Annotated in this window: 17 protein-coding genes; 8 read left to right on the plus strand and 9 right to left on the minus strand. The window is 69.5% G+C overall.

The features are described 5' to 3' along the window. Positions 1–84 precede the first annotated feature (84 nt). Positions 85–735: a methyltransferase domain-containing protein gene (locus AB0N66_RS25765; protein WP_365439245.1), complete on the plus strand. Its 651-nt coding sequence runs from the start codon at positions 85–87 to the stop codon at positions 733–735. A 10-nt stretch (positions 736–745) separates the two neighbouring features. On the opposite strand, the gene AB0N66_RS25770 is transcribed toward AB0N66_RS25765, so the two are convergent. Further along, positions 746–862, minus strand: a complete 117-nt coding sequence (locus AB0N66_RS25770; protein WP_365439247.1) for a DUF397 domain-containing protein — start codon at positions 860–862, stop codon at positions 746–748. After that, positions 825–1,721 carry a helix-turn-helix transcriptional regulator gene (locus AB0N66_RS25775; RefSeq protein ID WP_365439249.1) on the minus strand — a complete coding sequence of 299 codons (897 nt, stop codon included), beginning with the start codon at positions 1,719–1,721 and terminating at the stop codon, positions 825–827. Before AB0N66_RS25775 ends, AB0N66_RS25770 begins: the two co-directional genes overlap by 38 nt. Before the next feature lie 160 nt (positions 1,722–1,881). On the opposite strand from AB0N66_RS25775, the gene AB0N66_RS25780 reads away from it, so the two are divergent. Then, positions 1,882–2,520 (plus strand): hypothetical protein, encoded by a 639-nt coding sequence (locus AB0N66_RS25780; RefSeq protein WP_365439251.1) that lies wholly within the window; start codon positions 1,882–1,884, stop codon positions 2,518–2,520. 216 nt (positions 2,521–2,736) lie between these two features. On the opposite strand, the gene uvrA is transcribed toward AB0N66_RS25780, so the two are convergent. Further along, positions 2,737–5,337 (minus strand): excinuclease ABC subunit UvrA, encoded by a 2,601-nt coding sequence (gene uvrA, locus AB0N66_RS25785; RefSeq protein ID WP_365439253.1) that lies wholly within the window; start codon positions 5,335–5,337, stop codon positions 2,737–2,739. 101 nt (positions 5,338–5,438) lie between these two features. Between uvrA and AB0N66_RS25790 the strand changes: the two genes are divergently transcribed. From AB0N66_RS25790 to AB0N66_RS25815, 6 genes are all read left to right on the plus strand, one after another. Further along, entirely contained in the window at positions 5,439–6,137 is a 699-nt protein-coding gene (locus AB0N66_RS25790) for a TioE family transcriptional regulator (protein ID WP_365439255.1), read from the plus strand. A gap of 132 nt (positions 6,138–6,269) precedes the next feature. Then, positions 6,270–7,394: an abortive phage infection protein gene (locus AB0N66_RS25795; protein ID WP_365439257.1), complete on the plus strand. Its 1,125-nt coding sequence runs from the start codon at positions 6,270–6,272 to the stop codon at positions 7,392–7,394. A gap of 85 nt (positions 7,395–7,479) precedes the next feature. Then, positions 7,480–7,965 carry a nucleoside deaminase gene (locus tag AB0N66_RS25800; RefSeq protein ID WP_365439436.1) on the plus strand — a complete coding sequence of 162 codons (486 nt, stop codon included), beginning with the start codon at positions 7,480–7,482 and terminating at the stop codon, positions 7,963–7,965. A 91-nt stretch (positions 7,966–8,056) separates the two neighbouring features. After that, positions 8,057–9,007: a 2-oxoglutarate and iron-dependent oxygenase domain-containing protein gene (locus AB0N66_RS25805; protein ID WP_365439438.1), complete on the plus strand. Its 951-nt coding sequence runs from the start codon at positions 8,057–8,059 to the stop codon at positions 9,005–9,007. Between the two features lie 128 nt (positions 9,008–9,135). After that, on the plus strand, positions 9,136–11,244 hold the full coding sequence (locus tag AB0N66_RS25810; protein WP_365439259.1) for a hypothetical protein: 2,109 nt from the start codon (positions 9,136–9,138) through the stop codon (positions 11,242–11,244). Between the two features lie 42 nt (positions 11,245–11,286). Continuing rightward, positions 11,287–12,831 (plus strand): hypothetical protein, encoded by a 1,545-nt coding sequence (locus AB0N66_RS25815; RefSeq protein ID WP_365439261.1) that lies wholly within the window; start codon positions 11,287–11,289, stop codon positions 12,829–12,831. A 212-nt stretch (positions 12,832–13,043) separates the two neighbouring features. On the opposite strand, the gene AB0N66_RS25820 is transcribed toward AB0N66_RS25815, so the two are convergent. The 6 genes from AB0N66_RS25820 to AB0N66_RS25845 form a co-directional block, all read right to left on the minus strand. Further along, the gene (locus AB0N66_RS25820) at positions 13,044–13,949 is read right to left on the minus strand and encodes a CU044_5270 family protein (RefSeq protein ID WP_365439263.1); all 906 of its coding nucleotides are present in this window, start codon (positions 13,947–13,949) and stop codon (positions 13,044–13,046) included. Further along, a complete protein-coding gene (locus tag AB0N66_RS25825; RefSeq protein ID WP_365439440.1) occupies positions 13,946–14,548 on the minus strand; it encodes an RNA polymerase sigma factor in 603 nt (200 codons plus the stop codon). Before AB0N66_RS25825 ends, AB0N66_RS25820 begins: the two co-directional genes overlap by 4 nt. Positions 14,549–14,670: 122 nt before the next feature. After that, the gene (gene ccsB / locus AB0N66_RS25830; protein WP_365439265.1) at positions 14,671–15,765 is read right to left on the minus strand and encodes a c-type cytochrome biogenesis protein CcsB; all 1,095 of its coding nucleotides are present in this window, start codon (positions 15,763–15,765) and stop codon (positions 14,671–14,673) included. Further along, a complete protein-coding gene (locus AB0N66_RS25835; protein WP_365439267.1) occupies positions 15,762–17,696 on the minus strand; it encodes a cytochrome c biogenesis protein ResB in 1,935 nt (644 codons plus the stop codon). The genes ccsB and AB0N66_RS25835 overlap by 4 nt, the downstream gene beginning before the upstream one ends. Positions 17,697–17,699: 3 nt before the next feature. Further along, the gene (locus AB0N66_RS25840; RefSeq protein WP_365439442.1) at positions 17,700–18,461 is read right to left on the minus strand and encodes a cytochrome c biogenesis protein CcdA; all 762 of its coding nucleotides are present in this window, start codon (positions 18,459–18,461) and stop codon (positions 17,700–17,702) included. 63 nt (positions 18,462–18,524) lie between these two features. Beyond that, positions 18,525–19,160, minus strand: coding sequence for a TlpA disulfide reductase family protein (locus AB0N66_RS25845; protein ID WP_365439269.1), 636 nt, complete (start codon positions 19,158–19,160; stop codon positions 18,525–18,527). Positions 19,161–19,191: the final 31 nt, after the last annotated feature.

The raw sequence follows: 19,191 nt of genomic DNA on the forward strand, positions 1-19,191 counted from the left end.
AGGATGGCATACAGGATCCAATATGGCGATGGTGCCGTCAGAATGGCGACCGCACTGTCAGATCCTGGCTCTAGCCTTCCGGCCATGACCTCTCATCTGGACGCCACCCGGGCGTCGTACGACACCGCCGCCGCCGACTACGCCGAGATCCTCAGGGACCAACTGGAGAACAAGCCGCTGGACCGCGCCATGCTGGCCGCGTTCGCCGGGCACGTGCGGGCGGGCGGGGGCGGGCCCGTCGCGGACCTGGGCTGCGGGCCGGGTCGGGTGACCGCGCACCTGGAGTCGCTCGGCCTCGACGCGTTCGGCATCGACCTGTCCCCCGGGATGGTGGAGGTGGCCCGGCGCGACCATCCGCACCTGCGCTTCGAGGTCGGCACGATGACCGCCCTGGACAGCATCAAGGACGACTCCCTGGCCGGAGCCCTCGCCTGGTACTCCACGGTGCACACACCGGTGGACGAACTACCGCTGTTCTTCAGCGAGTTCCACCGCGTCCTCGCCCCCGGCGGTCATCTCCTCCTCGCCTTCAAGGTGGGCGACGAGCACGTGCATCTGGCGCACGCGTACGGCCACGACCTGGACCTCGAAGTCCACCGCTTCCCACCCGAGCGCGTCGCTGGACTGCTGCGCGCGGCGGGGCTTGTCGAGGTCGCGCGGCTGGTGCGCGAGGCGGAGGCGCCGGAGGGCACTCCGCAGGCGTTCATCCTGGCCCGGAAGCCGGAGGTGCGCTGAATACCGGTGACTACTGCCGCACGCCCGCGACGAACGCCGCCCAGGCCGAGCGGTCGATGACCAGCACCGGGCCGTGCGGGTTCTTGCTGTCACGGACGGGGACGACGGCGGGGAAATCGGGGGCCACTTCGATGCAGTTGCCGCCGTTGTCGTCGCTGTGGCTGCTCTTGATCCAGGTCGCCGCGCCCAGCTCGTGCCTGTCCATGATGCCCGTACCCCTCCATCACGTCGCTGATCAGAGCGGCGGATTCTCGGGCTGACGGAGCGTCCGCCCTGAGCACATCATAGGTCTGGCTGTGGCGCTCGTAGACGGCCGGATCATCATTGAAATGGCCACGGTCCAGGGACTCCGAGTAGACCCACTGGTGCCCATCGGGCAGCGTGATGAGCGACATGGAGCCACTGGGGCGGACGAATGCAAGGTCGGAGGGGGCGACCTGGATGTGGATATTGGGGCGCCGGCCTACGCGCAGCAGGTGCGCACCCTGGTCGCGCATGACGGCCGCGCTCCCCACCAGGTTGCGCAAACAGCTCTCGTCCAGCACGACGGCGTAGAACGGGCCGTCAGCCTCCAGGAATCGCTGCTGCCGGCTCAGCCGAGCGCGGACCCGCTCCTCCACCTCGTCGACGCTCCTGCGACGACGGCTGAACAGCGCCCGCACATAATCCTCCGTCTGCAACAGACCCGGTACGACCCGCTCTTGATACTCCCGCAGAGCCACCGCCACCGCATCCATCTCGGCCCGCCGCCGGAACCAGTCCGGATGCTCCACCTGGGGATACCAGTCGATCCGGCTCCACAGTCGCAGCAACACCCCGCCGGTATCGAGCAGTTCGTCGCACGTCTTGGCGAAGGTGTCCTGCGGTACCCGCGCACCTGCCTCCACGCGGGCCACCTGCGAGCGGTCGCACGGGATCCGGCGCGCGAGATCCTCCTGCGTCAGGACATGCGCCTCGCGGTAGTGCTTCAACACCTCCCCGAACACGGCGGCAGTCGTGACGGCCGCTCCCCCGTCGGCATTACGTCGGCTCACCGCACCCCCTCCGTGACAGTGGACCACTGTCACGCGTCCGCCATTGATACCGACCGTTCCCCTGAGTCACGCTCGATACACCCAGAGTGATGACGAACGTACGGGAGTGAGCATGGCCGAGCAGTGGGAGACGGGGACGTTGGTCTACGACCCGCGTACGGACAAGGTCGGCGAGTACCGGGACAGGACCGGCCCGTACGCGATGCTGCGCCCCGTCGGCGGCGGCCGGGAATGGCAGGCCGATCCCGCGCTGATCCGCCGGGCCACGGCAGAGGAACGGCTCAGCGCGGGAGTGCGGGCCGCCAACAGCCGTTCCGGGCAGGCAGGTGGTGTGGCGGCGCCCCAGGGCGATGAAGCGAGCCGCCCGCCCGAGCCCGTCCCCGGTTGCGCGACGTGCGAGGGCCTCGCCGTACGGCGTGACGAAGCCCGCGCCCGGTGCGACGGCACCGAGGAGACCGACGCCAACGTGCTGCTGCGCCGACATCTGCGAGGAGGCCACGACGTGCCGGGCAGCCGCCGCCGCATCTTCCGCTACGTGCCGTATTCGATCGTTCAGGACGCGACCGCGGAACCGGAGTACGAGGCGCGGTGCGTCTCAGGCGACGAGGCCGACTGCGGTGCCGCGTCCGGCCCCTGCGACGGCCCGGCGGAGGTAGAGGAGTGGCAGCGCACCCACACCCAGGAAACCCGGCACACCCGCTACCGCCGCAACTTCGCGGACTACGCGATCATGGAGCCCGCCAACCCCTGACACCCGCGTCCCCGCTTCCCCGGACACCCGCCTCCCCGCGTCCCCGCCTCCCCGGACCGGGCAGGCCCGGTCCGCAACGTGTTTGGCAGATCTGTCCCATGCATGAGCCTCTCTCACCTGGGGTTTCTCCCCGAGCGGTGGGACAAATCTGCCAATCGTGGATCTTTGCATTGGCGGGAGGATTGGTGAGGCTCCGGAGCGGCACAGGGCGGGCGCTCAGTAGTTGGCGTTCTCCCTTCGGGGTCGGGGAGCGGAAAGCGTAGGACGGCGGCCGCCCAGCAGCACCCCCGTTCGGGAAGACGGCACCCCCGCCACCGCCTCCGGCGTGCCCTCCGCCACCAGCCGGCCGCCGTTCGTGCCGCCCTCCGGGCCGAGGTCGATCAGCCAGTCGGAGGCGCGGGCGACGTCGAGGTCGTGCTCGATGGTGACCACCGTGTTGCCCGCGTCGACGAGGCGTTGGAGTACGCCGAGGAGGCGGGCGGTGTCTGCGGCGTGCAGGCCGGTTGTCGGCTCGTCCAGGAGGTACAGCGTGCGTCCGGAGGCTCTGCGGCCCAACTCCTTTGCCAGCTTGATGCGTTGGGCCTCGCCTCCGGAGAGGGTGGTGGCGGGCTGGCCGAGCGGGAGATAGCCGAGGCCCACGTCCGACATGCGGTGCAGGCGGGCGGCGACGGGCGGTACGTCCGCGAAGACCGTGAGCGCCTCGTCGACGGTCGCCTCAAGCACCTCGGCGATGTCGTACTCCTCGTACCGCACCCCGAGCACCTCCCGCCGGAATCGGCGCCCCTGGCACGCGGGGCAGCGCACCTCCACGGCGGGCAGGAAGTGCATCCGCACGGTGAGGACGCCCGCGCCCTCGCAGCGCTCGCAACGGCCGCCGGGGACGTTGAAGGAGAAGTGGCCGGGGGTGAGGCCGGGGGCCTGGGCGGCGAAGGTCTCGCGGATGGGGGTGAAGGCGTCGGAGTACGTCGCGGCGTTGGAGCGGGGGATGCGGCTGATCGGCTGCTGGTCGATCGTGATGATCTTGTCCAGCAGGTTCCAGCCCTCGATCCTGTCGTGCTCCGCGGGCGCCTCGTTCGCGCCGTAGAAGCGGCAGCGTCCCGCCCGGTCCAGGATGTCCAGCAGGAGCGTCGACTTGCCCGACCCCGACGGTCCGGTGACCGTGACCAGCATGCCGAGCGGGATGCGTACGGTGATGTCCTTGAGGTTGTGGGCACGGGCGCCGTGGATCGTGAGCGCCTTGCCGTCGCCGGGGCGGCGGGCCTCGGGCACCGGCATCGGCAGACGGCCGGAGAGGTACGCGCCGGTCACCGAACCCTCGCTCGCGGCCACCTCCGCGGGCGTCCCCTCGGCGACGATCCGGCCGCCGTCCCGCCCCGCGCCCGGACCCACGTCCACGACATGGTCGGCCGCGCGCAGCACATCGAGGTCGTGCTCGATGACCAGCACCGTGTTGCCCAAGTCCCGCAGTTTGCGGAGGACTTCGATCAGGCGGGCCGTGTCCGCCGGGTGCAGGCCGATCGTCGGCTCGTCGAGGACGTACAGCACGCCCGTGAGCCCGGAGCCGAGCAGAGCCGCCAGCCGGAGCCGTTGGGTCTCCCCGGCGGAGAGGCTGGGGGTCGGCTGCTCCAGGGTCAGGTATCCCACGCCGACGTCGACGAGCCGGCGTACGCGATCACGTAGATCCGCGACGACCGGTTCGGTGACAAGTCGCTGCTCCTCCGTCCCGACCTCCAAGTCGTCGATCCACTTGGCGAGTTCGTCCAGCGGCATGCGCGCCGCGTCGACGATCGTGCGCCCGGAGACGGTCACCGCCCGGCTCTCCGGACGCAACCGGGTGCCCTCACACTCCCGGCACACCTCCTTGACCAGCAACCGCTCCGTCTTCTCCCGGTAGTCGGCGTCCTCGATGCGCTCGGCGTAGCGCCGCATGACATTCGTGACGACGCCCTCGAAGCGACCGGCGGTGACGGTGGCGGGGACTTCGGGGGAGGGGACATCGGAGGAAGGAGTTTCGGAGGAGGGAGCTTCGGAGGAGGGAGCTTCGGAGGAAGGGAAGTGCCGCTGGAATGCCTGGCCTTCGACGCCGTGCAGGAGCAAGTCCCTTTGCGTAGCGTCCAGTTCACCTACCGGTGCATCCGCGTCGAAGGTGAACCCGTAGTGCCGGGCCGCGGCGTGCAGCACGGCGACGTTGCGCTCGGTGAGTCTCGGGTGCCAGCCGAGGACGGCTCCCCCGGCCACACTCCGGCTCTCGTCGAGCAGATGGCGCACGTCCGCCTGGAAGGCGACGCCCAGTCCTGTGCAGGCGGGGCAGGCTCCGGCGGGCTTGTTGAAGGAGAAGTTGCCCATCACCAACTCGGGGACAGGGGTCGCGCAGTGCGGGCAGGGTACCGACTCGCCCTCGGGTGCCTCCTCGTCCCAGGCGTCCCCGGACTCGTACGACGGCGCAATGCCCGCCCCGCACCCCGGACAGGCGCGGCTGCCGATCCGCGCCCACAGGAGCCGCAGATACGTGAAGACCTCGGTGACCGTGCCGACCGTCGAGCGCGGGCTGCGGTTCGTCAGGTGCTGGTCGACGCTGATCGCCGGGGACAGGCCCGTGATCGAGTCGACGGGGGGCTTGCTGACCCAGTTCGTGACGAGGCCGAGCGACTCCAGGTACTGACGCTGGCCCTCCCGGAGCAGGGTGTCGAAGGCGAGCGAGGACTTGCCGGAGCCGGAGAGACCGGTCAGGACGACGAGGCGGTTCTTGGGGATGGCGAGGGAGACATTCTTGAGGTTGTGGAGACGGGCGCCCTTGACGTGAATGAAGTCGGCCATGGCTTCAAGTTTTTCATTGAACAACGTGTTGGGACTTTTACTCATACCCGTGCTGCATCACCTGCATCACCGTGATCTGGTCGCGCGTAACCTTCAAATCCGTGATGAACCCCGCACGACTGCGCCCCGTGGATCTGGCCCGTCTCTCCGGACTCTCCACCCAGCAGATACGCAACTACGAGGACCACGGCGTGCTGCCCCCGGCGCCGCGCACCGCGTCGGGATACCGCACCTTCGGCGACGTACACCGTCGCGCGCTGCTCACATACCGGTCGCTCTCGAAGGGGTACGGGCCCACGCGGGCGACGGAGATCATGCGGGCCGTGCATGCCGAGGACCTACCCGGCGCACTCGCGCTCGTCGACGCCACGCATGCCGCGCTGCACGAGGAGCGGGTCTCACTGCGGGCGGCGAGCGAGGCCTTGCAGGCGCTCGCGGACTCTCGGGAGGCACCCGCACCGGACCTGCGCATCGGTGAGGTCGCCGCGCGCCTCGGCGTCCGCACCTCCGCGCTGCGGGTGTGGGAGACCGCCGGCCTACTGACACCCCGGCGCGAACGCGGCACCGGATACCGGCTCTTCGCCCCCGCCGACATACGGGACGCCCGCCTGATCCACACCCTTCGCCAGAGCCACTACCCCCTCCCCCAGATCCAGCCCGTCCTGGACGGGCTGCGCCGCACGGGCAGCTCCGCCGCGCTGCGTACGGCGATCGCGGCCCGGAACACGGCGCTGACCGCCCGCACGACGGCCATGCTGGACGGCGCGGGCGCGCTGCACTCCTATGTGACCCAGGGCTGAGCTCTCCCCGACCACCCGCCATAAGTCGCCCCCGACTTCATACCTTCGGCGTCCGTGCCTAGACCATCGGCGGACGGCGGGACGCGGGGTCGCTTCCCAGACTGGGTCGGGACGACGACTTGGGGAGGCGCTATGCAGGGGATTACTCGGGCACGGTTTCTGGGGATGGCCGCGGGGGTCGGGGGTGCCGCGGTGCTGCCGGTGGCGGCGGGGCGGGCTTCGGCGAGCGGGGGCGGGGGCGGGCGCGGGCTGACGTACCGGGGTGTCGTCTATGAGGTCGCTGACGGGGAGACGCCGGGCACGGCCTGGAGTACCCGGCGCATGCGCGCCGACATGCGGGCGATCGACCGCGAACTGCACGCCAACTCCGTCAAGGTCACCGGCGCCGGTGTCGAGCGGCTCACGGCCACGGCGGCCGAGGCGGCGGAGCGTGGGCTGAACGTCTGGCTCGAACCCACGCTGGGGGACGTACCGGAGAAGGAGATCCTCGAACACCTCGCGGAGACAGGGCGGTTCGCCGAGCGGCTGCGGCGGCAGGGCGCCGGGGTGCACCTCAGCGTCGGCTGCGAGTTCTGGCTCTTCGTACCCGGCATCGTGCCCGGCGACAACGCCGTGGAGCGGATCGAGAACCTGGTGAAGGGCAACTTCGATCCGGTGCTGATGGCACGCCGCCTTAGCCGCTTCACCGCGAAGGCGGCGGCTGTCGGCCGGTCCGTCTTCCGCGGAAAACTGACCTACGCGGCCGCCCAGGACGACGACGTCGACTGGGGCCTGTTCGACCTCGTCGGCATCGACTACTACTCGTACTTCCGCAGCCGCGCCGAGTACGTCCGCGATCTCGACCGGTTCCGGCGCTTCGGGAAGCCGGTCGCCATCATGGAGTTCGGCTGCTGCACCTTCGAAGGGGCGCCGGAGGCGGGCGGCATGGGCTGGGACGTCGTCGATTACACGAAGGAGCCGCCCGAGATCAAGGGCGGTCCGGTGCGCAGTGAGCACACTCAGGCCGCGTACCTGACGGACGTGCAGTCGGTGTTCGAGTCGATGGGCCTGTACTCGGCGATGGCGTTCACCTTCGTCACCCCGGACGCCCCGCACCTCCCCCACGACCCGCGCCACGACCTCGACATGGCGAGCTACGGAATCGTGAAGCCGATCAAGGACCGGCCCGATGACCCCGCGTCCGGCTGGCACTGGGAGCCGAAGGAGTCCTTCCGCGCGCTGGCCCGTCAGTACCGGAGGGCGGGCGCGGGCTGCTGACCTGGTTACGGATCCACACGTTGCCTCGGTGTTTGCGCCGACGGACAGTGGAGGCATGCATCCACCCATGGACACGGATCACCCCATGGACCAGGCGCAGGCGCAGGCGCAGGCACAGGCCCGCGCCCAGGCACAGGCCCGCGCCTGGCTCGCCACCGCCCTCGCCGAGGCCCGCGCCGGACTCGCCGAGGGCGGTATCCCCATCGGGGCCGCGCTGTACGGCGCGGACGGCACCCTCCTCGGCCGCGGCCACAACCTCCGCGTCCAGGACGACGACCCGTCCATGCACGCGGAGACGGCGGCCTTCCGGAACGCGGGACGGCAACGCTCGTACCGCGGTACGACGATGGTGACCACCCTCTCCCCCTGCTGGTACTGCAGCGGTCTGGTCAGGCAGTTCGGGATCACCCGGGTCGTCATCGGCGAATCGGCCACCTTCCGGGGCGGACATGACTGGCTCGCGGAACACGGCGTTGAGATCGTGGTCCTCGACGACCCCGACTGCACCGCCCTGATGCGTGACTTCATCAAGAACCACCCCGCCCTTTGGAACGAGGACATCGGTGACTGACGCCAAGCCCCCGGCCGACACCAAACCGCAAGCCGACGCCAAACCCCAGCCCGGCCCCGATCCCACCCCCCGCACCCCCGCCACCCCCCGCATCCCCACCATCGACCTGCGCCCCTGGCTCTCCGGCGACCCGGACGCCCGCGCCGACATCGCCCGCACCGTCGACCAGGCCCTCCGGACCGCCGGTTTCCTGCTCGTCACGGGACACGGCGTGGACCCGTCGCTGCGCAGCGGCATCCGCGAGGCCGCCCGCGCGTTCTTCGCTCTGCCCGCGGAGAGGAAGCAGCCGTACGCCGCCCGGGTCGGCGGCCGTGGCTGGCTCGGCCCAGGTGCCGAGGCGAACGGCTACTCGGAGGGTACGGAGACCCCGCCGGACCTCAAGGAGTCGCTGACCTTCGCGACGCACGAGGCGTTCGAGGACCCGGAGACCAACGCGGAGTGGTACGCACCGAACGTGTGGCCCGCCGAGGCGCCGGAGTTGCAGAAGCTGTGCGAGGAGTATCTGACGAGGATGGGCGAGCTGGAGAACCACCTGCTCGCGCTCCTCGGCGATGCTCTGGGCCTGGAGCCGGACTTCTTCACGAAGCACATGGACCACCCGACGTACGGGTTCAACATCAACTGGTATCCGGGTACGGAGGTCGTCGGCGAGCCGGAGCCGGGCCAGTTCCGCATCGGCCCGCACTCCGACTTCGGGACCGTCACGATCCTCGACCGGCAGGCCGGCAAGGGTGGGCTCCAGGTCTTCACTGACGAGGGCGGCTGGGAGGACGCGCCCTTCGACCCGGCGGCTTTCACGATCAACATCGGGGATCTGATGGCCCGTTGGACGGGAGACAGGTGGCGCTCGGGCCGGCACCGCGTGCTGCCGCCGCCCGCCGACGAACCGACCGAGGAGCTGATGTCGCTGGTCTACTTCGGCGAGTGCACCCCGGGGACGCTCGTCGAGTCCGTACCGGCGCCGGTGGGCCGGGTCGCCTACCCGCCCGTGGACTCTCATGTCTACCTGCGGGAGAAGCTCGACTCGATCACAGTCCACTGACAGACCGCAAACTTTCGTAACCCAACGGTCACCAGGCGCCCTATCCCGAACCAAGTCCCCCTTTTTACACTGGTGTTGATAGACCTCACAGCAGCACATCGGACCTGACCGCCCCGGGGGGAGTTGCGGTGCACAGAGGGCTGCACGGCCGGGGGGCGCTGTTCGACAGCGATCCGCCCGGTCTCGCTCCACGGCTCGTCGGCCTGCGTCCGTACCAGCACCGCTCGACGCCGCAGGAACACCCGAAGGAACTGCCCTTCGTGGTGTTCGCGGGCGGCCGGGGCCTCGGCAAGACCGCGCTGCTCGCCGAGCTGCGGAAGGCGTGCAAGGGGCATACGCCGGTCGCGCTGGTGGACGGCGAGGAGGCACAGTTCGCGGGACCGCCGCCGGAGCGTCCCGCCGAGTCCTGGTCGCCGGTCGCGCAGGCGCTCACCACGATCGCCGAGCAGCTCGCGGAGCCGGTGACCGGCGCCAAGCGGATCAGTTTCCCGCGGCTCGCGGCCGGGCTGCTGGCCGTCGCGGCGAGCGGCTGGAGCGATCGTGACCTGCCGCGGATCCGGCAGGAGGCGGAGCGGATCCTGCTGCTGAACGAGTCCGGTTCCTGGCTCTCCGGCTTCGCGAACCGCTGGGTGAACAAGGTCGTCGCCAAGCTGATCGCCTCAATGTCCGGTACGGGACCAGTACTTGAGCCGATCATCGAGGCGACCCTGGAGGCGTTCTCCGAGGGCGTCTCCCCCACCCATCACCGGCTGCGCAAGGCGGCGGCCTGGTACCGCGACTATCCCAACGCGGGCGGCAACCCGAAACTCGGACTCATCCTGCTCTCCCGGCACTTCAGGGCGGGCGGCAACTCCCGTACGCACGCGGAGCGTTATCTCGTACGAGCGCTGCTGGCGGACCTCGACGACGCGTACACGGGGGCGTTGCAGCGCTCGCACCGGCTCGGCCGTCCGGTCGTGCTCGTCGACAACGTGCAGGCACCCGCAGGGCAGGGCCTGATGGAGTCGGTGCTGCGGGACCGCGCCGACGGCATCGCCGACCAGGTCGTCTTCTTCACCTCCCTACGGGGATACAGCCATCCGGCGCTGCGCAACGCCGTCCGCCGCACGCTGCCCGACGTCGCCCGGCGCAGCGACTGGACGCCGGACACCTCGCCCTCCTCGCGCGCGCTGCTCGTGTCGCTGCCGCCGCTGACTCCGGACGACACCCTGCACATCGTGGGCGCCACCTGCCTCGACGTCCCGGTCCCGCCCCAACTCCCGCACGCCACACACCGGTTGACCGGCGGCAATCCGCTGGGCATCGCCGTGCTGGCCGAGTCCGCCCACCAGAATCTCCCCGAGGCCGGCACCCTGGGCGCGCTGCTCACCACCGACGTCGCCCTGCTGGACGACCGCGAGGGACGGGCCGCCTACCAGGAGCTCCTGGACAAGCTGGTGCCCGGCGACAGCCTGGACGAGCTGACCGTGCTCGCCGCCGCCCACGACCCCGACTCGGCCCGAGCACTGGCTCAGGACCGACTGCCGGACGACTTCGGCGCGTCGGGCGTACTGGGTCTGGAGGCGCGGCTTGCCGAGGAGGGCTGGCCGGTGGCGGCGGACCAGTTCGTCGGCGACCCGTTCCTGCGCGCCCTGCTGCTGTTGCGCCTGCACCACCGCGATCCCGGTCACGAGCAGTGGCGGGCCGTGCACCGCACCCTCATCGACCACTACGCCGACGTACCAGGAAGCGACGACAACCCCGGCCGCGCCCAGTACCGGCTGCACCACGAACTGGCCCTGGGAAAGGCGGACTTCGCGGTCGCGTATCTTCGCGACACCTTCCACCGCGTCGACACGCGCGCCTGGCTGTCGGCGCTGGTCTTCATCGCCTCCGCGCCCTACTACCACGCACACGATCCGGACGGCCACGACTTCGACGGCCACGACCACCGGGCGTCCGTCGCGCTCGGCCGCACGGACGCCGCGCAGTCCCCGCCGGACAGCGTGGACGCCGTACTGCATCTGCGGGTACGCCGACTCCTGCACGCCGTCTGGCAGTTGACCGACCCGCTGGTGCTGCCGGACCCGAAGGTGACGGAGCGGCTGCGGTTCGAGCTGGAGCAGCTGTCGAATCTGCGGCCCGCGGGCAACGCCCTGCTGTGGCGGGCCTCCAGGGACTGGCCGGCGGACGCGCTCGCGGGCCGGCCCTTCCGCATCCCGGGTGACGAGGACGACGAGGGCGAAGCCAATTCATGACTGAGGGCGGAGCCAACTCATGACGCAGGACGGGGGCGGGTAATGGCGCGCTTGTGGGTGTGGTTGCGCGAGGACGTCTGGGAGATCCGGTTCCGGCGGTACATCGCCCTGTTGCTGGCGGCCGTCCTCGTCGCCTTCGGCGTCTGGGGCGGTACGACACTCGCGCAGGAGGACCGTTCCTGTGCTCCCGGCGTCGAGCGTGCCGAGGGCAGTGACGAGTGTGTGGGCGTCTCGGCGACCTCGTACAACTGGGGCCGCTCCCAGTTCACCGAGGCCGTACGGGCGATCGACGCGGAGAACAGGAGCCTCAAGTCCGGCAGTTGGGTCACCGTCGCCCTGCTCGAACCCTTCACGGCGACCGACGCCGACAATCTGGGCGACGCGCTGCACGAGCTCCAGGGCGCCTATCTCGCGCAGTACCGGGCCAACCACAACTCCAACGACCAGACACCGAAGATCCGGCTCGTGCTCGCCAACCCCGGTGCCACCGGCGAGCAGTGGCAGCACACCGTCGACCAGCTGGCGGGGATGGCCACCGGGCCCGACCGGCTGCGCGCGGTGACCGGCGTCGGCCTGAGCACCGAGAACAACAAGAAGGCCGTCAAGGAGCTCACCCGCCGCGGCATCCCGGTGATCGGCTCCTCCATCACGGCCGACGACCTCGCCAACGGGCAGGAGGGCAAGGACCCTTACCCCGGACTTGCCCGCGTCTCCCCCACCAACACCGACGAGGCCCGCGCTCTCGCCTCCTTCGCCGACGTCACGCCCGGCAAGGCGCTCCTGGTGTACGACAAGCCGGGCGACCCGTACTCGCGCACGCTCCAGGAGTCCTTCGAGAGGCTGCTCAAGGGGTCGCCGTACCAGCCGCAGCCGTTCACCCCGCCCGACGACCGCAGCGAGGAGGGCACCACCGCCAACACCTTCCGGCAGATCACCCACCTCGTCTGCGACACGGCACGCTCCACGGACACCATCCTGTTCGCGGGCCGGCACACCCAACTGCGCCAGTTCATCAACGCGTTGGGCGACCGCGGCTGCCAGGACCGCAGCTTCACCCTGCTCACCGGCGACGAGGGCTCCTACCTCACCGGCGACAAGGACCTCGACCGCACCGCCCTCACGCACCGCATCTCCGTGCGCTACACGGCACTCGCCCACCCGGACGCCTGGCTCGCCAAGGACGCGCCGAAGAGCGGGGGAAGCGCCACTGATGCGAAGGTGCTCGACGAACTGCTCACCGCCGGCGAGCAGAAGCCCGTCGGTCCCATCGGCGACGTCTCCCTCGAAGACGGGCAGACGATCATCGCGTACGACGCCATGACGCTCGCCGTACAGGGCATCCGCGAGGCCACGGCCGACGGAAAGACGGTCCCGCCCATCGCCGACGTCGCCAACCAGTGGACGCTGACGAAGGGCTCCCAGCGGGTGAACGGCGCGAGCGGCTGGATCTGCCTGGACGTCCACGGCAACCCGTACGACAAGGCCGTCCCCATCGTGGAACTGACCCCCGAGGGCAAGGCCCGCTTCGTGGAGATCGCCTGGCCGGAGGGGAAGCCCCCGGCGAAGGAGTGCCTGCCGCCCGCCTAGGGGGTGTCGTTTGGATCACCTCGGATCAGGCCGCGGCGCATGGTGCGGTGCATCGCAAGGCGGAGCATGACCCGCGTACTGGACGTACTCGGGTGATGCGACAACGCGGCGAGGTGCCGTGCCAGGCGTCGCGGACCCGAGGTGATCCAAACGACACCCCCTAGCCGCCGAGTACGAGAAGGAGCCGCTCGCAACCCGCCCACCGGCACCCGTCAGGGCCGCTGACCCGCCTTGTCGACGATCTCCCGCTTCAGGACGGCGCTGGTCTCGACGGTCTGCCCCTTCTTCAGGCCGTCGTCCAGATCCACGAGCGTGACCGTCTGCTCACCGAGGTACTCGTACGTCTCCTCATCGAAGATCAGCCCCTCGCGCTGCCCGCTGTCCACCCGTGCGACGGCCACGCCATGCCGGCCCGCCGCATCCACCGCGTCCGGGACGACGACGACCCCCGGGATCTTCGCGGTCGCCCGGAACAGAGCCGCGGCCACATCCGGCGGCAGCAGTGAATCACTCACCAGGCGTCCGACGAGATCAAAGGCATTCTGGTCCTCGCTCCTGGGGCCTTTGCCGTTCTCGTGCAGCCAGTCCAGCATCGCGTCGGGGTCGGTCGGCAGGGTCTGAAGATTGCGGTAGTTGATATTGGTGGGGTTGCCGGGGGTGACCGGGTCCAGCTCCAGCTGCTTGTCGTTCTGGTCCTCCTGTAGGAGACCCCAGCGCGTACCGTCGACCGACAACCAGACCTCCCGCTGGTGAACCGGGTCGACGGTGGCCGGCTTGCCACCCCCCCGGGTGGGGTAGCCGAACTTGCTCTCGATGTAGACGAACTGGTCGTCGCGGATACCGTCCGGCACCCTCTGGTGCTCCGCCGCGAGCGCGATGTCGCCCAGAAGCTCCACTGCACTCTGAGAGGCGGCCGGGGCTGCCGTACCGCCCGACGGAAGGAGCACGAAGGTGACGGCTGCGGCGGTGGCAACGGCGGCTGCCGCGATCGCGGGCCGCAGCCACTTGTTGCCGCTACGGGCACGTGCCGGGTCTTCGTGCCGGATCTCGGTCATCAGACGCTCCTTGAGGAGTTGGTGACGGCCCGGTGGAAGGTCTTGCTCGGGAAGCTGGTTCATTGGTTTCCCTCCCTCAGGGGGCCGACCGCGGTGATGCGGTCACCTCTCATCTGTCCGCGTGCTGCGGGGAGTTCCGTGGTTTTCAGATGTTTCGCGAGTTTTGTTCTCGCACGGGAGAGCCGCGACCGTACGGTGCCGACGGGCACCCCGAGCGCCTCGGCCGCCGCCGCGTAGTCGAGCCCCGACCAGACGCAGAGGGCCAGTACTTCCCGCTCGGCCCGCCGCAGTTGCTGAAGCGCTGTCCGTACGAGGTCCAGCTGCGCCGCGTCGTCCAGGCGCCCGGCGACCTCGTCGGCGAAGTCGCGTACGGCCTCGTCGCGGGGCAGCCGGGCGACGGCGGCCGCGTGTCTTCGGGTCGCCCGGCGCGTGTTGCGCGTGACGTTGGTGGCGATCCCGAGCAGCCAGGGCCGCACCGAACCACCCTCCTCGTCGAGCTTGTCGCGCAGGCGCCAGGCGTCCAGGAAGGTCAGCGAGACGACGTCCTCCGCCTGCGCCCAGTCCCCGGTGAGCCGGAAGGCATGGTTGTACACGGACCGGGCGTACGCGTCGAAGAGCTCGCCGAAGGCGTCGTGGTCCCCCGCGCGGATGCGTTTCCTCAGATGCCGCAGATTCGTATCCACACCCACTTACCTGTCCGTACGACGAAGGCCGGTTCCCGTGACCCGCGTCACAGGAACCGGCCTTCACCGCAAGGGACTTGCCGCAAGGGACTGGTAGGGACTTACACGCCCGCGTACGAGTGCTTACCGGTGACGAAGATGTTGACCCCGTAGTAGTTGAAGAGGAAGCAGGCGAAGGCGATCAGCGCGATGTACGCGGCCTTGCGGCCCTTCCAGCCGGCCGTGGCGCGGGCGTGCAGGTAGCAGGCGTAGGCGACCCAGGTGATGAACGCCCAGGTCTCCTTGGGGTCCCAGCCCCAGTAGCGGCCCCAGGCGTCGCCCGCCCAGATCGCGCCCGCGATGATCGTGAAGGTCCACAGCGGGAAGACGGCGGCGTTCACTCGGTAGGAGAACTTGTCGAGGGAGGCCGACGCGGGCAGCCGCTCCATGACGGAGGTCGCGAAGCGGCCCGGCTTGCCGCCGGTGGCCAGCTTGTTCTCGTAGCTGTCCTTGAAGAGGTACATCAGGGCACCGACCGCGCCCACGTAGAACACGGCGCCGCAGAGGATCGCGGTCGAGACGTGGATGTACAGCCAGTACGAGTGGAGCGCGGGAACCAATTGGTCACTGGCGGTGTACAAGACAGTGACGGCAAGACCGAGATCGAGGAGGACCGTGGTGACCAGGGGGAGGCCGAGCCAGCGGATGTTCTTCTTCAGCGCGAGCATCACCAGGTACACCGTGACGGCGACGGTGGAGAAGGTGATGTTGAACTCGTACATGTTGCCCCACGGCGCCCGCTGCACCGACAGAGCACGGGCGACGACACCGGCCGTCTCGACGGCCCAGGCGACCACGGTGAGGGACACCGCGATACGTCCGTAGAGATCGCCCTGTTCGTCCCCGCCGTGCGCGCCGGGACCGTCGGGCACGTCGCGGGCGCCGGCCGCGGACCGGGTGACCACCTGGGGCCGATCGAGCACCGCGGTGCCGCCCGCCTGCTTCACCGTGACCGCGGGAGCCGCCGCCTTCCGCGGGGAGGTCAGCGCGGCGGCCGTGCGGCCGACCTTGCTGCGGCTGCCGAAGATCCACTCGGCGATGTAGGTGAAGAAGGCCAGCGTGTAGACGGCCATCGAGGAGTAGATCAGCGTGTTGCTGATGTTGGCGAGGTGTTCGTTGGTGGCCGTGGCCAGATCGGTGGCGGTGGCGAGAGTCATTGCTTCTCAGCCTTTCCGGCGGCAGGTACGGGGGGTTCGGCGTCGGGATCGGGGACGGGTTCGTCTTGGGCTCGGGCTTCGGCTTCGGCTTCGGCTTCGGCTTCGGCTTCAACCTCGGCTTCAACCTCGGCTTCGTCGTGCTTGGTGGGCGCCTGATCGTGCACGAGTGCGGCCAGGTCGCCGAGTTCCTCGGGAAGCTTGGTGGACTCGCTTCGGCCAAGGCCCGCCATCTCGACGACGGTGACACCGTCGGCGCCCTTGACGGCCCGCACCCAGACGCGGCGGCGCTGGATGAACAGCGACCCGGCGAGACCGAAGATCGCGGTGAAGGCTCCGGCCAGCGCCCAGTCACTGCCGGGCTGCTGGGTGACCTGGAAGCCGGCCCACTCCTTGATGTCCTTCTCGAAGGTGATCGAGCCGGCACCGTTCGGCAGCGTCATGGTCTCGCCGGGCGCCAGCCTCGACTTGAGGATCTCGCCCTTCGAGTCCTTGAACTGCTTCATCTGGGAGGTGTTCAGTTGGTACACGTTCTGCGGAAGGCCCGAGTCGACCCCCAGGCTGCCGTGGTAGCCGCTCAGCGCGAGCACGGGGTCCTTGAGCGCGGGGAACTGGGAGAACATGTCGCCCGCACCGGCGCCCGCGAAGGTCGGCACGAAGAACGCGGCGAAGCCGAGCTGCTCCTTGTCGCCCTTCGCGTTCCGGTAGCCGTCCATGACCTTGATCGCGCCCTGCGAGGTGACGTTCGAGTCGAGCGGCAGCATCGGCACGGGCTCGGAGTAGACGACCTTGCCCTTGCCGTCCCGGACGGTGACCACGGGCGCGTAGCCGTGGCTGACGAGGTAGACCTTCGAGTCGCCGATCTCCAGCGGCTCGTTGACCTTGACCGTCTTCTTCTGCTCCTTGCCCTCGGCGCCCACGCTGTAGGTGATGTCCGCCTGGTAGGTGCGAGGGGTGCCCTTGTTGGGTCCGGTCTCCTCGTAAGTGCCGGTGAACTTGTTCAGTTCGAAGCTGAACGGTGTGAGGTCGTCGGTGGAGAAGAGGTTGCCGGACTTGAAGTCGTCGTACGACAGGAGGGTGTTGGAGAAGCCGTCGCCCTCGACGATCAGCTTGTTGCCCTCGGACTTGAAGAGCTGGCCCCAGGCGAAGGCGACCAGCATCACGACCAGCGCGATGTGGAAGAGCAGGTTGCCGGTCTCGCGCAGATAGCCCTTCTCGGCGGCGACGGCGTCCCCGGCGAGGTGCGCCCGGAACCGTCGCTTCTTCAGCACCTTGAGGGCGACCGCACGGACCTGCTCAGGATCGGCGTCCGTGCGCCAGGCGGCGTACGCGGGCAGCCGGTTCAGCCGCTTGGGCGCGCCCGGCGGACGGCCGCGCAGCTGCCCGACGAACTGCCAGGTGCGCGGGATGATGCAGCCGATGAGCGAGACGAAGAGAAGGATGTAGATCGCCGAGAACCACACCGAGCTGTAGACGTGGAACAGCCCGAGCTTGCCGTAGACGGACCCCAGCAGGCTGTGCGCGTCCTTGAAGTCCTGCACCTTCACCGCGTCGGTCCCCGACTGCGGGATCAGCGAGCCGGGGATCGCCCCCAGCGACAGCATGAACAGCAGGAGCAGCGCGACCCGCATGGAGGTCAACTGCCGCCAGAACCAACGGGCCCAGCCGATGATCTCGCGCCCGGTCCACGCCAGCCATCCGACGGCACCCGGTTTCCGTACGCCGCCGAAGGAGCCGGGGACGACGGTGTCCAGCGGGGCGGTGGACAGCTGGGACCCGGCGGCACCGAGCTCCCCGTGGGCGCTCACACCGACATGCCGGCTGGCGGGCACCGGATCCGTCGCCTCACCGGCGCCGTCCGTCGTCTCGCCGGTGTCGGTCGCCGCCTTGCCGGCGCCGTCCTTCGCCGTCTTACCGGCGTCAGTCGTGCTCATCGATCAGATCCCTACCGTGAAGCCGTTGGACCAGACCTGCATCTGCTGAACGAGGCTGTCCCACGCACCGGTCAGCAGCAGGAGGCCGGTCACGATCATCATGCCGCCGCCGATGCGCATCACCCACGCGTAGTGGGCCTTGACCCAGCCGAAGGCGCCGAGCGCCCTGCGGAAGGCGACCGCGGCGAGGACGAAGGGCACTCCGAGCCCGGCGCAGTACGCGACGGTCAGTATGGCCCCTCGGCCGGCGCTCGCCTGCTCCATCGACAGAGCCTGTACAGAGGAGAGGGTCGGGCCGATGCAGGGGGTCCAGCCGATCCCGAAGAGCGCGCCGAGGAGCGGGGCGCCCGCCAGACCGGTCACCGGCCGCTTATGGAAGCGGAACTCGCGCTGGGTGAGCCAGGGCATCATCCCCATGAAGAAGACGCCCATGAGGACCATGAGGACGCCGAGCACCTTGGACAGCGTGTCCTGGTGCTCGTACAAGGTCGCGCCGAAGTACCCGAACAGCGCCCCGCCCGACACGAACACGGCGGTGAAGCCGAGCACGAACAGGCTCGCCCCCACGACCATCCGCCCCCGTCTGGCCTCCGCCAGATCGGTGCCGCTGACCCCGGTGACGTACGACAGGTAACCGGGCACGAGCGGCAGCACGCACGGCGAGAAGAAGGAGATCAGTCCGCCGAGCACGGCGATCGGCAGGGCGAGGAGCAGTGCTCCGTCGTAGACGGTCTTGTTGTTGCCGATCGGTGCGGCGAGGTCCATGGACCCGGCGAGGTGCGCGGACGTGGCGAAGTCCGTGGACGCGGCGAGAAGAGACACGTCAGGTCACTTCTCCGCGAGGACGGGAGCGAGCATCTCGCGCAGCTTGTCTTCGCTGAGGGCCTGAAGCGTGCGGGCGGCGATCTTCCCGTCCCGGTCGATGATGAGCGTGGACGGGATCGCCTGCGGGTTCAGCGTGCCCTTCTTGAAGCGGAGCATCAGCTTGCCCGTGGGGTCGTAAAGACTGGGGTATGTGATTCCCTGCTCGTCCTCGAAGGCCTTGGCCGGAGCGGTGCTGGGGTCACGCGTGTTGATGCCGACGAACTGCACGCCCTGATCCGCGGTGTCCTTGGCGACCTTGACGAAGTTCGGCGCCTCGGCGCGGCACGGCGGGCACCAGGAGCCCCACACATTGAGGACGACGACCTTGCCCTTGTAGTCGGCGACATCGAGCTGTTTGCCGTCGACGGTCTCGCCGGAGAGGTCGGGCGCGGCGCTCCGCCCGCCCTTGGCGACGGTGGAGATACCGTCCTCGCCGGCGACGAAGTTGGTGTTGCCCGAGCCGCCCGAAGTACCCCCGGAACCGCACGCGGCCAGGGCGAAAGCCGCGACGGCGGCTCCCGCGGTCAGCAGGGCGGTACGACTGCGGTTACGACTAAGGGTGCGGTTCGAACGCTGGTCGGCGCGGCAGGCAGCACTCATGTGAAAAGTTTCGCATGTCCGTTCCGGGGAT

Source organism: Streptomyces sp. NPDC093544, from assembly GCF_040683495.1.
Lineage (GTDB): Bacteria > Actinomycetota > Actinomycetes > Streptomycetales > Streptomycetaceae > Streptomyces.